Origin of the sequence: Borreliella yangtzensis, assembly GCF_014201775.1 — a bacterium.
Lineage (GTDB): Bacteria > Spirochaetota > Spirochaetia > Borreliales > Borreliaceae > Borreliella > Borreliella yangtzensis.
On record NZ_JACHFG010000001.1, the window covers coordinates 449242 to 469035 of the forward strand.

Consider the following 19794-nt stretch of genomic DNA (forward strand, 5'->3'; position numbering starts at 1 on the left):
AGGTGTAATCTTTGTTGAAAAATTTGAAAAAAAAAATTATCGTCAGGGGAGCAAAAGAGAATAATTTAAAAAATATTGATGTGGATATTCCAAAAGATGGTTTAGTCGTAATATCTGGTAAGAGTGGCTCTGGTAAATCTTCTCTGGCTTTTGATACTATTTTTGCAGAAGGGCAAAGAAGGTATATGGAATCCGTTTCAGCTTATGCAAGGCAGTTTTTAGGTGTAATGAAAAAACCCAATGTTGACTATATAGATGGACTTTCTCCTTCCATAGCCATTGAGCAGAGAACAATAAGCAATAATCCCCGTTCTACTGTTGGAACAATTACTGAAATTTATGATTATTATAGACTAATATTTGCAAAAATAGGTAAAGCATACTGTCCAAATGATGGCAGATTAATAGAAGAGCAATCTTTAGATAAAATAGTTAATACTATTTTAAGTTATCCTGAAGGATCTAAAGTGATGCTTTTTGCACCAATTGTAAGGGGTTCTAAGGGTTCTCATAAAAAAGTTTTAGAAAAAATATTAAATCAAGGTTTCAATAGAGTTAGAATAAATTCCGAAGATTATTTAATAGAAGATGCGCTTAATTTAAATTTACATAAAAATAAAAAACATACCATTGAAATTATAGTTGATAGAGTCAAGCTTGGTAATAATGTTCGAGTTAGACTTGCAGAGTCTGTTGAGACCTCTCTTGCAGTTTCTAATGGATATTTGCGAGTGGAGATTGAAAATGATTTGGAAAAAGTAGACAAATTTTTTACAGAGCATAATAGTTGTCCTTTATGCGGATTTTCACTTCCTTTAATAGAACCCAGACTTTTTTCATTTAATAGTCCGTTTGGTGCTTGCAGTGAGTGTTCTGGTCTTGGCGTTACACTTGAGTTTGATTTTGAGAGCATTTGTCCTGATATTAGTCTTTCTTTTAATGATGATGCTTTTATTACATTTAAGACAAGCTCATCTTGGTCTGTGGCTATTTTTAAAGGACTTGCAAAACATTATAATTTTAAATTAAATACCCCAGTAAAAGATATTCCAGATAAAGTTCTTAAACAAATTTTATACGGTTCAAATGAAAAAATAGATTTTGTTTACCAGTCTAAAGAAATGGAAGCAAAGGAGCTAGATGGAGGATTCCATTATTCTAAAAAGTTTGAAGGACTTTTGCCTCTTTTAAAAAGACGGTATCTTACAACAGAGTCAGAGAGTACTAAAATTTTTTATGAAAATTTGATGTCTAAAAAAATCTGTAATTCATGTAAGGGAAAGCGTTTAGGTGTTGGAGCGTTAACTGTGAAAATCAATGAAAGAGACATTCAAGATCTTAGTAATTTATCTGTATTTGATTCTTATATGTTTTTTGAAAATTTGCAACTTGATTCGGTGGATGAAAAAATATCTAAAGAAATTTTGAAGGAAATTAAAAGTAGGCTTAAATTTTTAATTGATGTTGGTCTTTCTTATTTGTATTTAAATAGAATATCGGGCAGTTTGTCTGGGGGTGAGGCTCAGCGTATTAGGCTTGCTACCCAAATAGGATCAGCACTCTCAGGTGTTATTTATGTTCTTGATGAGCCAAGTATTGGTCTTCATCAAAGAGATAATGAAAAATTAATCTCTACTCTTGTTAACCTTAAAAATCTTGGCAATACTGTAATTGTTGTTGAACATGATGAACAAACTTTGCGTACTGCGGACTATATTATTGATATGGGTCCTGGTGCTGGAATTCTTGGAGGGGAAATAGTTGCAAAAGGAACTTTAATTGATATTTTAAATAGCAAAAATAGTTTAACTGGGCAATACTTGAGCGGCAAGTTTAAAATAGATGTTCCAAGCTCTAGAAGAAAGGCCGATAAGGGAGAAATTTTGCTTTTAGGTTCTAATAAAAACAATCTTAAGAATATAGACGTAAGTATACCTTTGGGAGTTTTTACTGTAATAACAGGTGTTTCTGGTAGTGGAAAAAGTACTTTACTTAACGAAGTATTATATCCAGCTCTTGATAGCAGATTGAAGCTTAATGGAAAGTATTGTGATGGCTTTAAAGACATCATTGGGTACGAAAAAGTCGATAAAATTATTCAAATAAATCAAAAACCAATAGGAAGAACTTCAAGATCAAACCCAGCAACTTATGTTGGATTTTTTACAGAAATTAGAGAACTTTTTGCTAAGCTTCCGGATGCAAAGTCAAGGGGTTTTAAAGCTGGTAGATTTTCTTTTAATGTTAAGGGTGGAAGGTGTGAAAAATGTCAAGGAGATGGGTATCTTAATATTCAAATGCATTTTTTACCAGATGTTTTTGTTCCTTGTGATTTATGCAAGGGTAAAAAATTTAATGAAGAAACTTTAGAAGTTAGGTACAAAGGAAAAAATATACACGATGTTTTAGAGATGAGTGTTTTTGAAGCTATAAAATTTTTTGAGAATGTCCCAAAAATCCATCATTGTTTAAAATTTTTAATTGAAGTTGGACTTGAATACATTAAATTGGGACAATCCGCAACAACTTTGTCGGGAGGAGAAGCTCAACGCATCAAGTTGGCTTTTGAGTTAAGCAAGAAGAGCACGGGTAAAACCTTTTACATTATTGATGAACCAACAACTGGATTGCATTTTGATGACATAAAAAAGTTGTTAGAGGTTTTGCAGCGGTTAGTTTCTAATGGTAATACAGTTGTACTCATAGAGCATAATTTGGATGTAATCAAACAAGCAGATTATATAATAGATTTGGGTCCTGATGGTGGATTGGCAGGGGGGAATATTGTTGTTTCTGGTATTCCTGAAGAGGTTTCAAAATGCGAGAATTCCTATACGGGGATGTTTTTAAAAAATTTTTTGTAATATTGTTAGTTTTTTTAACATTTTCTAATGTAATTTTTGCTAAAACTGTAAATGATGAAAATTCTAGAAAAAGAAATAAACTAACTTTAAGTCAAAAATCTTATTTAAGAGAACTTGAACTTTCAACCGATGAAGATTTGAAAAAATGGGCTTTACAAGAAGGCCTAAAAGAAACGGATGTTTCAAAAATACGAGAATTGCTTTTAAAAAAGTTTGGGATAGATCCTGAGCTTTTTGTCAAAGGAAAAGGACTTGCTGGATCTGGTAGATATAAAATAATAATTGAAACTACAGACAATCTTGAAAATTTCACTTATGGTCTTACTAAGGATGAAAGTATTGTTTTTGAAGGAAGGGTTAATATCTTAGTTGAAGATATTAAAGAGAATAAAAAACATAATATTAAAGGTGACAGGATAGTTCTTAATAGAGGCTCTAAAAAACTTTATTCTATTGGGAATGTCGAATATATTCTTGATATGGATAATAATGAAAAGCTTTATTTTTATGGTAATGAATTTTTTGTTGATTTTGATTCTCAAAATTTTTTATTAAAAGATGGTATTCTGCAAAAAAAAATGCAAAAAAATCAAATAGATCATATTCTTTCGTTTGGAGGAAAGGTTTTAAAAAAGATAGACAATGATGTTACTATTTTGGAACAAGCTTTTGCAACAACTAGTAAAATTCCAGAGCCTTATTATTCAATTAAAGCTACTAAAATATGGGTATTGCCTTCAGGAGATTTTGGGTTTTTAAATGCTATATTTTACATGGGAAGGGTTCCAGTATTTTATATTCCTTTTTTTTTCAGACCGGGAGATAGTTTATTTTTTAATCCATCTTTAGGTTTAAATCCCAGAAAAGGTTTTTCTGTTTTTAATACTATTTATCTTTTTGGCAATAAGTCTTCAGGCGAAGATTCTTCTTTTTTGGATTTTGATTTCAATTCTGTTTATAATTCGGGTAAAAAACCTTATATAAGAAATGGATATTTAACTTATTTTTTTGCAGAAAATTTAGCATCTAATCCTAATAAAGATTATGTCAAGGTAATTTTTGATATTTATGCTAATCTAGGGTTTTATTCTGGAATTGATTTTGATTTGGGCAATACTTTGGGTCATTTTAAAACTTTAGAAGGAAATTTTGGATTAGGTTTTACTAGAAATGTTTATAGTTACAATGGAGGATATTATCCTTTTAATAATAGAACTTTAAAACAATCTCTTTTTAGTTTTTCTAATCTTAACAAAGGAGATATATTTGGGTTTGAAGTTCCTTTTAGATATTTATTTAAATTAAAAACAGAGTTTCTTTTAAAAGATGCACTTTTCTCAGTTATTTTAGAGCATTATTCCGATCCATATGTCAATATTGATTTTAGAGATAGAATAGAGAGTGCTACATTTTTTTCTCTTCTAAATTTAGATAAAGATTTGGTTAAAGAGCAAACTAGCATTAGCACTTTTGATTGGAATTTATCTTCTTTTTATAGTCGAACATTTGATAATAATTTAATTTTAGATTATAAATTAAATAATTTGGGCTTTAGATTCAAATTGTCAGAATATGAAAATCTTTATTTTAAATCTCCTTTAGAAAAGCCAAAAGAGTTTAATGATCCTACAAGAAAATGGTTTTATTTGGAGAGAATTTATGTTCCATATATTGATTTAAATTTTCAAAAAGACCTTTATAATAATCAATGGACATTTGCAGCTGATACTAAAGAAATGATAATGCGTCCAGAAATTAAAAATTTAGAAGATAAAGATAATGACAAAAAGAGTGTGAATGGAAAAAAGACCGAAAAAGTAAAAGATTTAAATAAAAATTTATATATTCCTCCAGAACCAATAACTTTAAAAAATATTGATCAATTTGATTCTTTTTTTATTAGGTTTGGCATTAATCCTTATTTAAGAAATAATATTTTTTTTAATAATTATGGCATTACAAGCCCAAAAGACTTTAATTATGAAATAAAAAATTATTTATTTGATATAAAAAATAAAACAGATATAAAAATCCATGCTGATTTCTATAATCGTTTAATTACTTTTGAAAATTTATTATATCTTAATACTATTGAGTATAATCCTTTAAATAAAGATTTTAAAGTTGAAGATAAAGATAAAAAAAGTGAGCATTCTATTATTAACCAAGTAAAATTAAACTTGCTTCCTTTTATTAGATATCCCTTATTCTCTAGAAGTATTTTAAAATTTGAGAATAAGTCAACCTTATATTCATTTAATAAAAAATATGATTCCGATGCAAAATCTTTGCTTAGTAAGAATAGTAGTATTTTTTTCTTTGATCCGGAAACTTTTTACCAATCTTTAACAGCTTCTTTGATTTATGACTATAACTATTTTAGTGCGGAACTTTCAGGTGAATTAAAAAATAGTTTTGAAGATATTAAGGCTTCTTCTGAACTCAAACTTTCTTTAGATTTTCCTTATTTGCTGCAAGAAACTGGGATTGGAATTAAATATCATAAAAAGTTTAAAGAAGATACTATAAAAATGAAAAATTCTAAAATTTCTGTTGCTCAATCTTTATTAAATCCTTTGGAGCCCCAAAAACCATCATCACCTTATAAAAATTTAGAAATGTCTCCTGCTTTGTATTATAAAATTGAACCAAGATATTTAGATTATTTTAAATTTAGTTTTTTAGCCGCTTATGATCCTTTGATAAATAGAGTTTCTGAACTTGCTTTTAAGCTTAATATTTTTGATTTTCAGGTTTTGTTTGCGATGAAAGATGACTTTGAATATAATTACGACTCTTTAAAAGGAGATTTTTTCAAGGTTGGTACTACAACTAAACTTGTTCCGTATTCCTTAGATTCTAGTTATAAAAAGGAATTATATGTTTTAAATTTTTTTGATAAAAAACTTTCTTTTACTTTAGGAATAGATGTTGGCTGGAAAATAAATTTGCAGAAATTCACTGATAATGAACTTTGGTCTGCATTGACTTTTAAGTTTAAATATACAGAATTTTTAGAAATTTACTTTTCTACTTTTTCTATTAATACTAAAACTTTTAGATACTTTAAAGGATATATGGATCAAATTGGTGTTGATACTGTCAATATTTTCGCTGATTTATTAAAATCTTTTAATTTCTTTAATTCCCAAGATAGAAAAAATTCACTTTTTAAAATTAAAAAATTTTCATCAGGCTTTAAATTTAATTTTTATGATTGGAGATTTGTTGGCGAATATAATTTAGAACCAGATTTGCTAAAAGGATCTGATGGGATTTATTCTCCTATTTGGAGAAATAATTTTACAATTTATATTTCTTGGAATTTTTTTGCTCCTGTAAAAGCATCATTTGAAAACAATAAAGATACAAATTATGAGCTTATCATTAATAGAAAAACAAAAAAATAATAACGGGTTCATGTATTAGTAACATTAGTTTTTATGGTTCTTGTTATTAAAATATTTATTGTTTTTTTTGTTTCGATCCCCGTTGCTTTTGTTATGTTGAGTTTGAAAATAGATGGATATTTAATAGTTGCATTTAAGGTATTATTATTTTTGTTTTTAGAAAAAATTTTTAATGGATACGCTTTAAATTTAAATGAAGTTTTAGGACCAATAAAAAATTCTCTATATTTACTTTTGTATTTCGTTTCATTGTTTATTGTAAGATCTTCTTTTTTTAAGACAATTTTATTGTTATTAAGGCTAGTGTTTTGCCAATTTATTTTTACTATGTCTAAGCTATTGTTTGTAATTTGAATATAAATATATTCATTTGTCGCTTTAATTACATCGATGTTAATGTATTTGAAGGGACATGCTAAAACTTTAAAATCAGTTTCATAATCATGATTTATTTTTATTGTTGTACAACAATAAAAATAAATCATTGACATCAGAAATATTATTTTTATATATTTTTTTGTAATATTTTTACTTAGTTTTGTGAAAACCAAGATCTGCAATATTTTCATTTCCCGGAATAAAAGAAATTTTTCCACCTTGTTCTTCAAATTTTTTCCTTAGTTCAGTTGTTTTTTTGATTAAATTGATAGTATTTTGTTTTAAATTTTTGGCATTAAAAATTCCTTTTGACCAATAGTCAATTATTAATTTACTGTCGCCAAATATGTTCGTTATATTTTCTTTTAATGCTATTTTAAGCGCTGTGTACAGGGCAAGTAGTTCTCCAAAATTATTGCTAATTCCTTGAAAATTTTTAACATAGTGATTCCCATATTCATTAATCAAGGATTTATCTAGAATTTTATCCAATATTGAAATCCTTTTTTCGTTTACAACCCTAATTTCTACGCCCTTTCCCCTTCCTGTTCCGGAATCAAAATATATTCCAATTGGGTTATGATAAATTTTATCCTCATTATTGAATAGCCAATTTTGAGCTTGTTCTATTGTTTTAAAACTTTTTATTTTATTATTTTTTCCTTTAATAGTAGCTTTACATTCTTCCCAGGATTTGAAAATAATTTTTTCATTACTATTGATCAAAATGCATGCATAATATTTTTCCATATACTAGTGTTAACTTCCTGAGCACCAAAGGTTTGTTATATTGCAAGCTCTTCCAAAAATTTTTTCTTCTGATTTTTTAAATTCCATTGCATCTACTATTTCTTTATTGTAACCAATGAATTTTTCTTTTAGGCTTGGTTTAATGATCCTTTTTGGAAGTACGCTTGGGAGTATTCCTGTAATCGTATAAGACATGTAAAAATTGTAAGCGGCTGCATTTATTTCTCCAGGAGTAATTATTCCCGAAATTTCATAATTTCTTGATACATTAAGTCCGGCTATTTTATATATTCTATCAACTACTAAAGAACAATAGGTTTTGTTGTGAATTTCTTCAAGGTTAAATGAATCTGTCCACAAGTTAGAAGATATTAATGGAATCATATACCCAAAGTTATTGTCAATATATCTGCTTCTTCCAAAATTAATAGCTTTTTGAATTGTTCTTGTGTCTGTTATTGGAGAAAATATTTTTAATATTCTTGATTGTACATATGTTGACAGTTTTTCATATCCTGAGCCTTGAGTAGATGCTGTATCAAATTTTATTTGATTGCTTGTAATTATTGATTTTATATCAAAGCTGTCATTCCCATTGAATGCAATTTTTTTAGTAGCCTCATATTTTTCTTCATCAAATATTCCTACATGTTGCCAAAAATAAAAAAACTCTGTCCAGTCTATTTTTGGCTTTATAAGTATTATGTCACCATTTGATAAAAGAGACCTTAATTTTTGGGGGGTTATTTCAATGCCCGTATTTGGATCTATTATTTTTGATATTAGATCATTTTGATTGATATTACTGGAATCGGCAGTTGTTGACCTTTTGCTTCTTCTTCTAGATGAAGGTGATTGCTTTGAATAGTATAATTCATTGTGAATATCTACAATTTTTTGTTTTTCAATTATTGTTTTTATTGTATTGTTTTCAACTTTTAAAAAGTACATAAATTGTTCAAAGTATTTTTTGTCTTTTATTTTTAATAATTGATTTGCTATTATATGAGGTGCAACATACTCTTCTCCATCTATTATTTCTTTTGTTATTGAGTTTATATTTTCTTGAGGAAAGAATGAATTGATATGGCTTAATTGTATGTATCCTAAATTTTTATCATGGAATGTTTGTTCAATTAAGTTTAAAATCTCTTTTTCTAGGTACATTTGTGATTCTATTAATGCTGTCAATTTTTTATTATCTGAATTTGTATGATTAAAATTTGTTTTTTTTTCAAAAGCAGTATCAATTTTAATTGTTAGATTACCATTAACGCTGCTTTGATCTATAAATTTGTTCCATTCTGCTTCATTATTTAAATAATTTTTATAAGCATTTAAATAGTTTTTTATTTCTTCTAGTTTTTGTGGACTTATTTTTATTTTTGCTGCGGTTTTTTTTATTAAAAGAGAATTGTCGTTATTGTTTAAGATTTCTTGAATACTAGATATTGGTATTCTATATTCTGTACTAGAGGAATTCCTTATTAAAGAGCTTTCTAGTGGTGTTTTTTGTGTTAATATGATTTCCGATGTGCGTAAATTTTTCGACTCATTATCCCCAATTAAGGCGCAAGAGAATGTTAATATTTGCATAATCAATAAGAATACGAATCTATTAATTTTCTTCATGGTAGTATTTTAACATAGTTTTTGACAATGTTTTTGATTAGAGTTTTGTTTTAATTTCTTTTTTTATTTGTAGTAAGCTTTCTACAAAATAATATTTTTTTAAAAATGTTAATAAATAGTTGATCTTTCTTGATGTAAACTATAATATTTTAATATATGGCAATTTTTGTAAAGGAGGAATGAATGAACGAATATTTAAATCCAATAAATATATTTTCGGAAATAGGTCGTTTAAAAAAAGTTTTGCTTCATAGGCCGGGAGAAGAATTAGAAAATTTGACTCCTGTTATTATGAAAAATTTTTTATTTGATGATATTCCTTATCTTAAAGTTGCAAAACAAGAACATGAAGTTTTTGTAAGTACCTTGAAGAATAATTCAGTTGAAATTGAGTATGTTGAGGATCTTCTTGGTGAGGTTCTTGTTTCTTCTTTAGAGCTCAAAAATAAATTTATATCCCAATTTATTTTTGAGGCAGAAATAGAAACGGATAGTACAATTAATTTTTTAAAAGATTATTTTTCCAATTTAACTATTGAGAACATGATTTCCAAAATGATTTCGGGTATTACAAGAGAGGAGTTTAAAAATTTTGCATATTCTCTTGATGATTTGGTTAATGGTGCAAGTCTTTTTATTATTGATCCTATGCCCAACGTTTTATTTACTAGAGATCCTTTTGCTAGTATTGGGAATGGAATTACAATAAACAAAATGGCTACTAAGGTTAGGCGCAGAGAGACAATATTTGCAGAGTATATTTTTAAATACCATCCCATTTACAAAGAAAATGTTCCAATTTGGTTTAATAGATGGGAAGATACTTCTTTGGAAGGTGGGGATGAGCTTGTTTTAAACAAAGATCTTTTGGTTATTGGAATTTCTGAAAGAACAGAAGCTAAATCTGTAGAAAAACTAGCTATTAATCTTTTTAAAAATAAAACTTCATTTAATACAATTTTGGCTTTTAAAATTCCAAAAAATAGGATTTATATGCATTTAGATACAGTTTTTACTCAAATTGATCATAGTGTTTTTACAAGTTTTACTAGTGATGATATGTATTTTTCAATTTATGTTTTAACTTATAATTCAAGTTCCGGTAAAATTCATATTAAAAAAGAAAAATCCAAACTTATAGATGTTTTGAGTTTTTATCTTGGTAGAAAGATTGACCTAATAAAATGTGCAGGTGGAGATTTAATACATGGTGCAAGAGAGCAATGGAACGATGGTGCTAATATTTTGGCTATAGCTCCGGGAGAAGTAATTGCTTATTCTAGAAATCACTTAACTAATAAGTTACTTGAAGAAAATGGTATTAAAGTTCATAGAATTCCGTCTAGCGAGCTTTCAAGAGGTCGTGGTGGTCCAAGATGCATGTCTATGCCTTTAATAAGAGAGGATATTTAATATTTAAGCCAAAGCCATTAAATGACTTAAAGTGGGCTTTAAACTGATTGTAAAGATTGGGGGTTATTATGTATAATTTACGAAATAGGAGCTTTTTAAATCTTTTGGATTTTACAAGCAAAGATATTAAATATTTACTTGATTTATCGATTGATTTAAAAAAATCAAAATATGCAGGAATTGAAGTGCAAAAACTTAAAGGTAAAAACATAGTTATAATCTTTGAGAAAGATTCAACAAGAACACGGTGTGCTTTTGAGGTTGCAGCGTATGATCAAGGGGCAAATATTACGTATTTAGGATCTAAAGGTAGTCAAATAGGTATAAAAGAGTCTATGATAGATACTGCTAGAGTGTTAGGACGCATGTATGATGCCATTGGGTTTAGGGGGTTTTCTCAAGAAGCTGTTGAATGTTTAGCGAATTATGCTAATGTTCCTGTTTACAATGGATTAACAGATGTTTCTCACCCAACCCAAATACTAGCCGATTTAATGACAATAGAAGAGCATAAAGGAAGTTTAAGAGGGATTAAAATAGTGTTTTGTGGTGATGGTAGGGGCAATATTGCCAATTCTTTATTGAAAGGCTGTGCTATTATGGGGCTTGATTTGAGAATTTTTGCTCCCAAAGAGCTTTTTCCAGATTCCAATTTGATTCTTAAGGCCAGGTCTTTGGCTCTAAATAGTGGAGGTAAAATTACAATTACAGATTCTAAAGAAGAGGCTGTTAAATGTGCTGATGTTGTTTATACGGATGTGTGGGTATCTATGGGTGAGAGTAATTGGGAAGATAGAATAAATCTTCTAAAGCCTTATCAGGTTAATAAAGAGATAATGGGTATGGCAAAAGATGATGCAATATTTATGCATTGTTTACCCGCTTTTCATGACTTAAATACTGTGGTTGGTAAGGATATTTTTGATAAATATGGACTTGATGGAATTGAAGTTACAGAGGAAATTTTTGAAAGTAAAAATTCAGTTGTTTTTGATGTTGCGGAAAATAGAGTACATACTATTAAAGCTATTATGGTATCGACTTTGGGATAGTAGCATTTTTTATTTACATAAACATATTAATTTTAATTATTTAGAAATTTAGGAGGAATGTTATGATCAAAATGCCGAGTAGTTTTACGATAATATTCTCTTTAATTGTATTTGTTACCACATTAACATATGTGATTCCTGCTGGTAAGTTTGATAAAGAATTTAAGCAAATGGGTGATGGGTCTAAAAGAGAAATAATCGTTGCTGGGACTTATCAATTTGTAGATCGAGGTCCTAGAGGATTTTTACATCCTATTATGACTATTCTAACTGCAATGTCAAAGGGAATGGAGCATGCAGCTGAAGTTATTGTTTTTGTTTTAATTGTTGGGGGTGCTTATGGAATTATTATGAAAACGGGAGCAATAGATGCAGGCATTTATCGTTTAATCAAGAAGTTGGGGCATAAAGATAAATTGCTTATTCCTTTGTTAATGTTTATTTTTTCAGTTGGTGGAACTGTAACCGGAATGAGTGAAGAGACCCTTCCTTTTTATTTTGTTATGATTCCTTTGATAGTGGCTTTAGGTTATGATAGCCTTGTTGGAGCGGCTATTATTGCTTTGGGAGCTGGGGTGGGTACTTTGGCTTCTACTGTAAATCCATTTGCTACAGGAATTGCATCCGCAATAGCCTCTATTAGTTTGCAGGATGGATTCTATTTTAGAGTTGTTCTTTACTTTGTATCAGTAATAGTTGCTGTAATTTATGTTTGTGTTTATGCATCTAGAATTAAAAAAGATCCCTCAAGATCGCTTGTGTATTCTCAAAGAAATGAACATTATCAATATTTTGTTAAAAAAAGTGAGCTATCGACTAAAGATAATGCTCAGGATGCCCTTGAGTTTACTTTTGCTCATAAACTAGTTTTACTTTTATTTGGGTCTATGATATTGTTTTTGATATTTAGTATTGTAAAGCTTGGTTGGTGGATGCAAGAAATGACAATGTTATATCTTGGAGTTGCTATTATAGCAGCTTTTATTTGTAGATTGGGTGAATCTGAAATGTGGGATGCTTTTGTGAAAGGTTCTGAAAGCCTGGTGACAGCAGCTCTTGTTATTGGGCTTGCTAGAGGTGTTATGATAGTATGTGATGATGGTTTGATTACAGCAACTATATTAAATGCTGCTACTAATTTTTTATATAATCTTCCAAGACCTTTTTTTATCATTTTGAATGAAATTATTCAAATATTTATAGGATTTGTTGTTCCATCTTCATCAGGTCACGCTAGTCTAACTATGCCAATAATGGCTCCACTTGCTGATTTTTTGTCAATGCCAAGGTCTTCTGTTGTTATTGCTATGCAAACTGCATCTGGGCTTATTAATTTAATAACACCTACAAGCGGAGTTATAATGGCTGCATTAGGGATATCTAAATTGAGTTATGGTACTTGGTTTAAGTTTGTTTTACCATTATTTATTATTGAGTTCTTTATTTCCGTTTTAGTTATTATAGCTAATGTATATTTAATTGTTTAGACCAGAGAAATTTTTTAGCTTAATTAAAGAATATTTTTGTATTAAAAAGTTAATATTCATTAATATTAAGCAATATGTTAAAATGGACTTAAATATATCAATTCCAGCATATTATTTATTGTTGATTTTAGGAGATATAATCTATGTTTAGGAGAAGAGAAATATATTTTTTGTTATTTTCGTTACTTTTGTTTATATCGTCAATTATAATTTCCCACGGAATAAAAAGCATTGGCATTAAAAATGAAAATTATATTACAGTTAAGGGTCTTAGTGAAAGGGAAGTTTTGTCAACATCTTCTAGTTGGGAATTTAGATATAGTCTAATTGGTAATACTATTAATGACATTAATAAAGCAAATAATTTGAGTTTGTCTAGGATTAAAAGCTTTTTTTTGAAACATGGATTTAACGAAGACCATATAAAAATGGGATTTATGGAATTTAATGAAGAAAATTATAAAGAATCTCTTTATAAGTATCGAGCATATATATCTTTAAATGTTCATACAAAGAATATTGAAAAAATGGAAGCGGCAGAAAAAAATATTGCTGAGCTTTATGATCAAGGTATATTGATTAGTAATAGTGGGGGGCCGAGATACTACTTTGATAATATTAATGATATAAAACCCGAAATGTTGGCAGATTCAATTAGAAATGCTAAATTGGCAGCTTTAGAATTTGCAAAACATTCAAATTCAAAATTAGGGAAAATTAAAAATGCAAATCAAGGATATTTTGAATTTCTTCCCATTGATAGAAGCTTAGGAGCCCAAGAGCGTTATCCAAAAAAAATATTAAGGGTTGTCACAACTGTTTCTTATTATTTAGATTAATATTTAACAAACTATTATTTCTAAATAAAATTATAGAAGTGGCTTCTAGTTTTACTGCCTTTAATAATCCAAAAAACAAAAAGAATCAACATCAAACAATCCTTTATCATTTATCTTTAAATGGGGAACTACTGTTAAAGACATAAAAGATAAAGTCATTAAAGGATCATCAAGCTGAGAGCCCAAAACATTTTTACAAAAATCATTTAATTTTATATATTGTGAAGCTATTTCTTTTGCCGGAAGAACACTCATTAATCCAGAAATAGGAAGTTCAATTATTATAGTTTTTTCATTGCTTAGAGCACATAAACCTCCCTTATTTTTGATAATTATATTTGTTATTTTACATAAGTATTCATCACTAGTTCCAACGACTATAATATTGTGTGAGTCATGCGCAACTGTACTTCCTATGGCACCTTTTCTTATTCCAAAATTTTTTATAAATCCTATAGAAATTTTACTATTGTCTTCATATCGATTTATTATAGCTATTTTCAAAATGTCTTCATCAATATTAGATTGAAAATCTGGTGCCAATAAATTGCTATCAATCATGGTTTTATGCGTAATAATTTGATTATTTATACAAACGATTATTGGAAGCATCTTATTTGTAGTGGAAAATTTAAAATCCAAAATAGATTTTTGACTACATTTAAAATTGTTTATAGGAATTTCACTTATTAATGGAATATGTGAAATGCCATTATTAAACACCAATTTGCCATTAATATAGGTTTTATCTATTTTAAATGTCTTAATATCTTTAGTAATTATAAAATCAGCAGGATCTCCTATCCTTAATAATCCCACTGGAATTTTATAGTGTAAAACTGGATTAATGCATGCTATTTTTAAAACATCAAAAAAATCGTGTCCATACTTTATTGCACGAGCTACTATTGAATTAATATGTCCATGCAGTATATCATTTGGATGTGCATCATCAAAGCAAAACATTAAGGAATTACAATATTTCCCATAGCATTCACTAATTAGGGGATGCAAAGATTCAAAATTTTTAGCTGCACTTCCTTCTCTAATTATTATTTTCATCCCCAAAGATAATTTATATCTTGCATCTTCTATTGTTGAGCATTCATGATCAGTGCTAATGCCTGAAGATACATACTTTAAAATTAAATTGGGAGATAAGTCAGGGGCATGTCCATCAACAACCTTATTACGAGTTAATGCAGAGTTTATTTTATTTATAATCTCAATGTCTTTGTTAATTACACCTTTAAAATTCATTACTTCAGACAAATAGTAAATATCATTTAATTCCATTAATTTATCTACATCTTGTGCATTTAATATATATCCCGAGGTTTCAAATTGCGATGGCAAAGCTGGCACACAAGAAGGAGCTCCAAAAAAAATTTTAAATTCTGTTTTTTTAGAATTATTTATCATAAAATTTATGCCATCAATGCCGTTGACATTCGCTATTTCATGAGGATCGCTTATTGTTGCTACAGTGCCGTGTTGAACTACCAAATGAGCAAAGTTTGATGGAATAAGAAAAGAACTCTCTATATGTATATGTGCATCGATAAACCCTGGTAGCACATACTCATCCAATGTTGCATCAATATTTTTTATACTAACAATGTGACCATTTTCAATGGTTACACTAGTTGGATAAATTGCTTTATTAAAGATATCGATATAATTAGCTTCAATTTTAAATAAATCCATTATTTATCCCCTTCTAAAAACTTTTTATTCATAATATATTCCATATACTTAAAATTTATCTATTATTACAAAATATAGTGCAAAGTGTCTTTAAATTTAATTACATATGATATTATTTTTAAATAAAAAATTATAAAATAGCTTTTTGCTTTACTTCATGATAGCTATTTTATTTGCGACTACTCCAATTGTTGAAATATCATTAATAATATTTATCTAATTCTTAATGCAAAGATATAAAAAAGCAAGGATTGTACTTTTTATATCTTTACATTAATTTAATTAATTTTTCTACTATTTTTGCTGAGTTGTAAGAAGCTTTTTTTAAAAACTTTTTATAATCATCATGATTATTTTCATTATTGACTATATCAGATATTCCCCGAATGATTATAAAAGGAATTTTAAAATTGTATGCTACTTGAGCCATTGCGGCACTCTCCATGTCTATTGCAATTGCGTTTTCAAATTCTTCTGGAATTTCTTGAAAATTTTGATGGTCAATAAATTGATCTCCAGTAATTATTAAGCCCATATAAGATGTTATCTTGTTTATTTTTATCTTAGAAGCTTTCCTGACAAGAGAGGTGTTTGCTTTAAATTTTTTGGGGTGCTCTGGGACATGTCCAATTTCATAGCCAAATCTATGTAGATTAAAATCGTAGCTTGTTGTCTCTGTAGATATTATAACGTCTCCTATTTTTATGAATTTATTTTTATTGCTATAAATGCCACTGGCAACCCCAGCATTGATTATATGACTAATTTTATATTTTGATATAATATAGCTTGTCCAAAAAGCTGTGTTTATTTTTCCAACTCCCGTAGCTATGGCAATTATATTATGATCAAGCATTTTTCCAATGGTAATAGTTTTTTTTCTTCTAAGTTCTTCTATTGAAATAGATTTTTTATTTTGAATAATCTTATTTATTTCTTCTATTTCTGCTTTTGTAGCTGATAATATTAAAATATTGTTTTGATAATTTCCATTTGGTACATTTGTTTCATTTCCCCAACTATTTAAAACAATAGATAAAAAAAGTATTAATGGGTTTGCTATATTTTTGATTTTCATAAAGGCTCCATATATGTTTTTTGCTAGTTTATAAATTAATATTCTCATATTTTTATAAATTAATATTCTCATATTTTTATAAATTAATATTCTCATATTTTTATAGTGTAAATAGTATTGCAATATTTGAAAGTAAAAATTAAAGTTTCATTACTTTTTGTAGGATATTTGTTTATATTACTATAATAATTTTTATTATATATAAGTAAGCTCTAATTATTTTTGATTTGTTAAAGTTAAAGAGAAGAGTGCAATACAAAATCTGCTAAATCTAATGTAAATACATTTCACAATCAAATGCTGGGAAAATTATAGAAGCAGAAAAACTACAAAATGCTATATTATCAATTAATAACCTAACTTATTTGATAGCTGTTTTACAAACTTAAATAACATTAAATGTAATTTATATTAATTGTGTAATGCATTACAAAATATCAACTCAATATTGCATGTAAATATTAATCTGATATAATTTATTATGGCTAATGAATTATTTGATTTGGGCTTATGGACAGGAATATCGCTTTTTATATACATAAGCTTAGGAATACTTTATCAATTTTTTGGGAAATTGGGTCTTTTTTGCTTCAATGCAATACTTTCAGTAATATCAAATGTTGTTATACTAAACAAATTAAAAACATTTGGAATTTATTTAAATACGTCAGGAATTATTTTTTTGTCAACACTATTTTCTTTAAATTTAATAACAGAAAAATATAACAAAAAAGAAGCAATAAATTCGGCAATATTATGTTTTTTACTACAAATGACCTTTACTATTATGATTCAATTTACATTAAGATTCAACCATAACAAATCAGACCAATTAGGGATTCATTTAAAAATACTGTTTTATAATTTTGAGTACATAGCAACAGTATTAATTGGAACATATTTATTTTTTTTATTTCAATATATTAACATATTGTTATACTATTATTTTAAAATTAAAATAAAATTTTTATGGATCATTCATCCTCTATCAAGGCTAATTTCTGGACTTTTAGCTGGCTTAACAAGCTATCTATCTATAAACGGATTATTAAAATTTTATCCCGAAGTAAAGACAAAAGGACTTACAAATGGATCTTTAACTCTTACATTAATAATAATTACAATTGACACAATTTTTTATCTATTTTTAAATTCTTGGAAAAGAGTAGATGAGATTTAAGAATTAATAAAATTTTAAATAACTTCGTGGGTTTCGGCCAAATTGGAATTACCAATCAATTGCTTGTGGAATCACTATCTCTAAGCTATAAATTTTAAATTATAGCTTAGCATTTAATGTTATTTAAGTTTGTAAAACAGCTATCAAATAAGTTAGTTGATAACAGAACTTATGAGCGTAAGCTATTGATGATAATGAATAAAAGAATTTTCAGAACGGAATTTTAATTTTAAATGTTTATAGCAACCTTGGAAGCACTCTTGACAGATACTTTGAATAAACTAGATATTTCAAATTTAGAGAAGATTAAAGAATCATTTGAAAAAATATTATCTAGGATAAAATTTGTCTCATAATCATCAAAACAACTTCTATTTTAGATACTTTATAGCTCTGAGTGTATTGTTAAAAACTATTGGAGATGTTGTTAATGATAGAGAAATAAATTCAAGCAGCAGGGTTTAAATATGCTATGAGGCTGCTAAACACACATAATCTTGAGTAACATTAATTTGTGTAAAAATTGAATCCGTGCTTGCTATCCATTCTCATAGCAAAACTCTTGCCTTATATGTTGGCATATCTTTATAAAGTTTCTCTTGAGTTTCGATAAGTCCTTTACTAAAAAGTACATTATCATAAGTTATAGAATTATATGTTTTAAAAATTGCTATATTATCAATATAATCAGTTTTAAAATAATGTTGTAGTTATTTTCAACTTCATGAGCAGCTGCAAGTCTTTTTATGCATTAATAGTAAAGCTCCATTTCCCTTATTGAACACTCCTTTATAATTAAGTAGAAAAAAGAGAAATATGCTTTTCAATTTAAAAGTACGCCTCTCTTTATAGCTTTATAAGCTGTTTCAAGCTCTAAGCAGAAATCAAAAAAATCTGTTTCTTTTTTATAAGAATTATATTTATACCTGCGTTTAGTGTTGGGGGTGATAATACCGATTTGTGTGTTATGGAAAGAGTTGATGACAAGTATTACGTTTTGTATTTCAAGACCAAAGACTAGTAAATGGCGCTTATATTATGAATATGGTGAAGCGGTATTAAAAAATTTTAATGTAAATACACGCTACTTAGAAGATAGAGATAATGCTAAAGGTGCAGGTGCATTGCCCCGTGAATATATAACGATGTTATTATGCTAAACTTATTGGATTTTGGTTTAACCTGAGTAATTCTAAAATAATGTTCCATATTCTTTCTAAGAAACATATACACCGTTTACTTGCAAAAAATTTTGTATAACAAAATATAGCTAATTTGGCACAAGATCTGAAAAAAGAGATTCAAATTAACAATCAAGTTTTATTAGAAAAAATGGATATTAACAATCAATTATTATCGGAAAAACTTAAGGTAAGCAACACAATAATAACCATTGCGGCAATAGTAGTAATTCCTATTGTCATATCTATTCTAGTTCCTTATGTTGTTTCGCTAATTGGCAGCTATCTCAAATAGAAATTACAAAGAATTTTTACCCATAATTAATTAAGAAAATATTTTATCTAACATTAGTTTTTGTAATTTACTGGTATTATTATAGATTCCTTGATGTTTTAGGGTCCGCATTAATATATCGTTTTAGAGTATGTGAATTTTTACAAGGTTCTTTTTCGGTAAAGAAATTTGAAATCAAATTGATAATAGTAAGTTTAATCCCGGTAGCGCTGTTTAGGTAATGATTTAGATTGCTCCGGTTCATCTTTTTTTAAAGATGAGTATGATTTAATGTAATTGAGTTTATTATATATTGAAGTCAAATATGTTGTTTGCCACATAATTAATTCTACGTGCATCAACAGATAGTAATCTAATTGTATTAGAGCAAATTAGAGGTATGTTTGAATTTGTAAACCGTATTTTATTGTAAAATTAGTTTGCATACTACCCCTAATACTGCACATTAATAATAAAAAGATTGATAAAATAGTAAAATATTTCATTGTAAAATTAGTTTGCATACTACCCCGCACTACTAATAAAATA

14 protein-coding genes and 2 pseudogenes are annotated in these 19794 nt (G+C 27.8%); 10 read left to right on the forward strand and 6 right to left on the reverse strand.

Annotated features, from left to right (window positions below; all coding sequences use genetic code 11):
- Positions 1-11 precede the first annotated feature (11 nt).
- On the forward strand, positions 12-2864 hold the full coding sequence (uvrA, locus tag HNP68_RS02140) for an excinuclease ABC subunit UvrA (RefSeq protein WP_183219953.1): 2853 nt from the start codon (positions 12-14) through the stop codon (positions 2862-2864).
- Positions 2819-6274, forward strand: coding sequence for an LPS-assembly protein LptD (locus HNP68_RS02145; RefSeq protein ID WP_183219955.1), 3456 nt, complete (start codon positions 2819-2821; stop codon positions 6272-6274). The genes uvrA and HNP68_RS02145 overlap by 46 nt, the downstream gene beginning before the upstream one ends.
- Positions 6275-6282: 8 nt before the next feature.
- Here HNP68_RS02145 and HNP68_RS02150 read toward each other — a convergent pair whose 3' ends face one another.
- Genes HNP68_RS02150 through HNP68_RS02160 form a run of 3 tightly spaced genes read right to left on the reverse strand, consistent with a single transcriptional unit; the run spans position 6283 to position 9034 of the window.
- Positions 6283-6834 (reverse strand): hypothetical protein, encoded by a 552-nt coding sequence (locus HNP68_RS02150; protein ID WP_183219957.1) that lies wholly within the window; start codon positions 6832-6834, stop codon positions 6283-6285.
- The gene (locus tag HNP68_RS02155; protein WP_183219959.1) at positions 6803-7402 is read right to left on the reverse strand and encodes a ribonuclease H family protein; all 600 of its coding nucleotides are present in this window, start codon (positions 7400-7402) and stop codon (positions 6803-6805) included. Before HNP68_RS02155 ends, HNP68_RS02150 begins: the two co-directional genes overlap by 32 nt.
- Positions 7403-7411: 9 nt before the next feature.
- Entirely contained in the window at positions 7412-9034 is a 1623-nt protein-coding gene (locus HNP68_RS02160; RefSeq protein WP_183219961.1) for a hypothetical protein, read from the reverse strand.
- A 183-nt stretch (positions 9035-9217) separates the two neighbouring features.
- Here HNP68_RS02160 and arcA point away from each other — a divergent pair, with 183 nt between their 5' ends.
- From arcA to HNP68_RS02180, 4 genes are all read left to right on the forward strand, one after another.
- Complete coding sequence (gene arcA, locus HNP68_RS02165) at positions 9218-10447, forward strand: arginine deiminase (RefSeq protein WP_183219963.1); 1230 nt, start codon at positions 9218-9220, stop codon at positions 10445-10447.
- Between the two features lie 68 nt (positions 10448-10515).
- Positions 10516-11499, forward strand: coding sequence for an ornithine carbamoyltransferase (gene argF / locus HNP68_RS02170; RefSeq protein WP_183219965.1), 984 nt, complete (start codon positions 10516-10518; stop codon positions 11497-11499).
- 62 nt (positions 11500-11561) lie between these two features.
- The gene (locus HNP68_RS02175; protein ID WP_183219967.1) at positions 11562-12986 is read left to right on the forward strand and encodes a YfcC family protein; all 1425 of its coding nucleotides are present in this window, start codon (positions 11562-11564) and stop codon (positions 12984-12986) included.
- A gap of 143 nt (positions 12987-13129) precedes the next feature.
- Positions 13130-13825, forward strand: coding sequence for an SIMPL domain-containing protein (locus HNP68_RS02180; RefSeq protein WP_183219969.1), 696 nt, complete (start codon positions 13130-13132; stop codon positions 13823-13825).
- 60 nt (positions 13826-13885) lie between these two features.
- Here HNP68_RS02180 and ade read toward each other — a convergent pair whose 3' ends face one another.
- Positions 13886-15532: an adenine deaminase gene (gene ade, locus HNP68_RS02185; RefSeq protein WP_183219971.1), complete on the reverse strand. Its 1647-nt coding sequence runs from the start codon at positions 15530-15532 to the stop codon at positions 13886-13888.
- Between the two features lie 268 nt (positions 15533-15800).
- On the reverse strand, positions 15801-16610 hold the full coding sequence (locus HNP68_RS02190; protein ID WP_183219973.1) for a 5'-methylthioadenosine/adenosylhomocysteine nucleosidase: 810 nt from the start codon (positions 16608-16610) through the stop codon (positions 15801-15803).
- A gap of 481 nt (positions 16611-17091) precedes the next feature.
- Here HNP68_RS02190 and HNP68_RS02195 point away from each other — a divergent pair, with 481 nt between their 5' ends.
- Positions 17092-17790 carry a VUT family protein gene (locus HNP68_RS02195; RefSeq protein WP_183219975.1) on the forward strand — a complete coding sequence of 233 codons (699 nt, stop codon included), beginning with the start codon at positions 17092-17094 and terminating at the stop codon, positions 17788-17790.
- Between the two features lie 402 nt (positions 17791-18192).
- Positions 18193-18255, forward strand: a complete 63-nt coding sequence (locus tag HNP68_RS07585) for a hypothetical protein (RefSeq protein ID WP_419095429.1) — start codon at positions 18193-18195, stop codon at positions 18253-18255.
- On the opposite strand, the pseudogene HNP68_RS02200 reads toward HNP68_RS07585, so the two are convergent.
- A pseudogene (locus HNP68_RS02200) lies at positions 18244-18497 on the reverse strand (terminase large subunit domain-containing protein); the annotation flags it as partial. The gene HNP68_RS07585 and the pseudogene HNP68_RS02200 sit on opposite strands and share 12 nt — an antisense overlap.
- A 218-nt stretch (positions 18498-18715) precedes the next feature.
- Here HNP68_RS02200 and HNP68_RS07590 point away from each other — a divergent pair.
- Both HNP68_RS07590 and HNP68_RS02205 read left to right on the forward strand, forming a co-directional pair.
- Positions 18716-18948 (forward strand): annotated as a pseudogene (locus tag HNP68_RS07590) (phage terminase large subunit family protein); the annotation flags it as partial.
- Positions 18949-19065: 117 nt separating this feature from the next.
- Positions 19066-19266: a hypothetical protein gene (locus HNP68_RS02205; protein WP_235684924.1), complete on the forward strand. Its 201-nt coding sequence runs from the start codon at positions 19066-19068 to the stop codon at positions 19264-19266.
- Positions 19267-19794 lie beyond the last annotated feature (528 nt).

Bases quoted from the DNA above. Each gene is read 5' to 3' on its own strand.
- HNP68_RS02180 (WP_183219969.1), top strand. From the start codon at position 13,130: ATGTTTAGGAGAAGAGAAATATATTTTTTGTTATTTTCGTTACTTTTG.
- arcA (WP_183219963.1), top strand. From the start codon at position 9,218: ATGAACGAATATTTAAATCCAATAAATATATTTTCGGAAATAGGTCGT.
- HNP68_RS02160 (WP_183219961.1), bottom strand. From the start codon at position 9,034: ATGAAGAAAATTAATAGATTCGTATTCTTATTGATTATGCAAATATTA.
- HNP68_RS02155 (WP_183219959.1), bottom strand. From the start codon at position 7,402: ATGGAAAAATATTATGCATGCATTTTGATCAATAGTAATGAAAAAATT.
- HNP68_RS02195 (WP_183219975.1), top strand. From the start codon at position 17,092: ATGGCTAATGAATTATTTGATTTGGGCTTATGGACAGGAATATCGCTT.
- argF (WP_183219965.1), top strand. From the start codon at position 10,516: ATGTATAATTTACGAAATAGGAGCTTTTTAAATCTTTTGGATTTTACA.
- HNP68_RS02175 (WP_183219967.1), top strand. From the start codon at position 11,562: ATGATCAAAATGCCGAGTAGTTTTACGATAATATTCTCTTTAATTGTA.
- HNP68_RS02190 (WP_183219973.1), bottom strand. From the start codon at position 16,610: ATGAAAATCAAAAATATAGCAAACCCATTAATACTTTTTTTATCTATT.
- ade (WP_183219971.1), bottom strand. From the start codon at position 15,532: ATGGATTTATTTAAAATTGAAGCTAATTATATCGATATCTTTAATAAA.
- HNP68_RS02145 (WP_183219955.1), top strand. From the start codon at position 2,819: ATGCGAGAATTCCTATACGGGGATGTTTTTAAAAAATTTTTTGTAATA.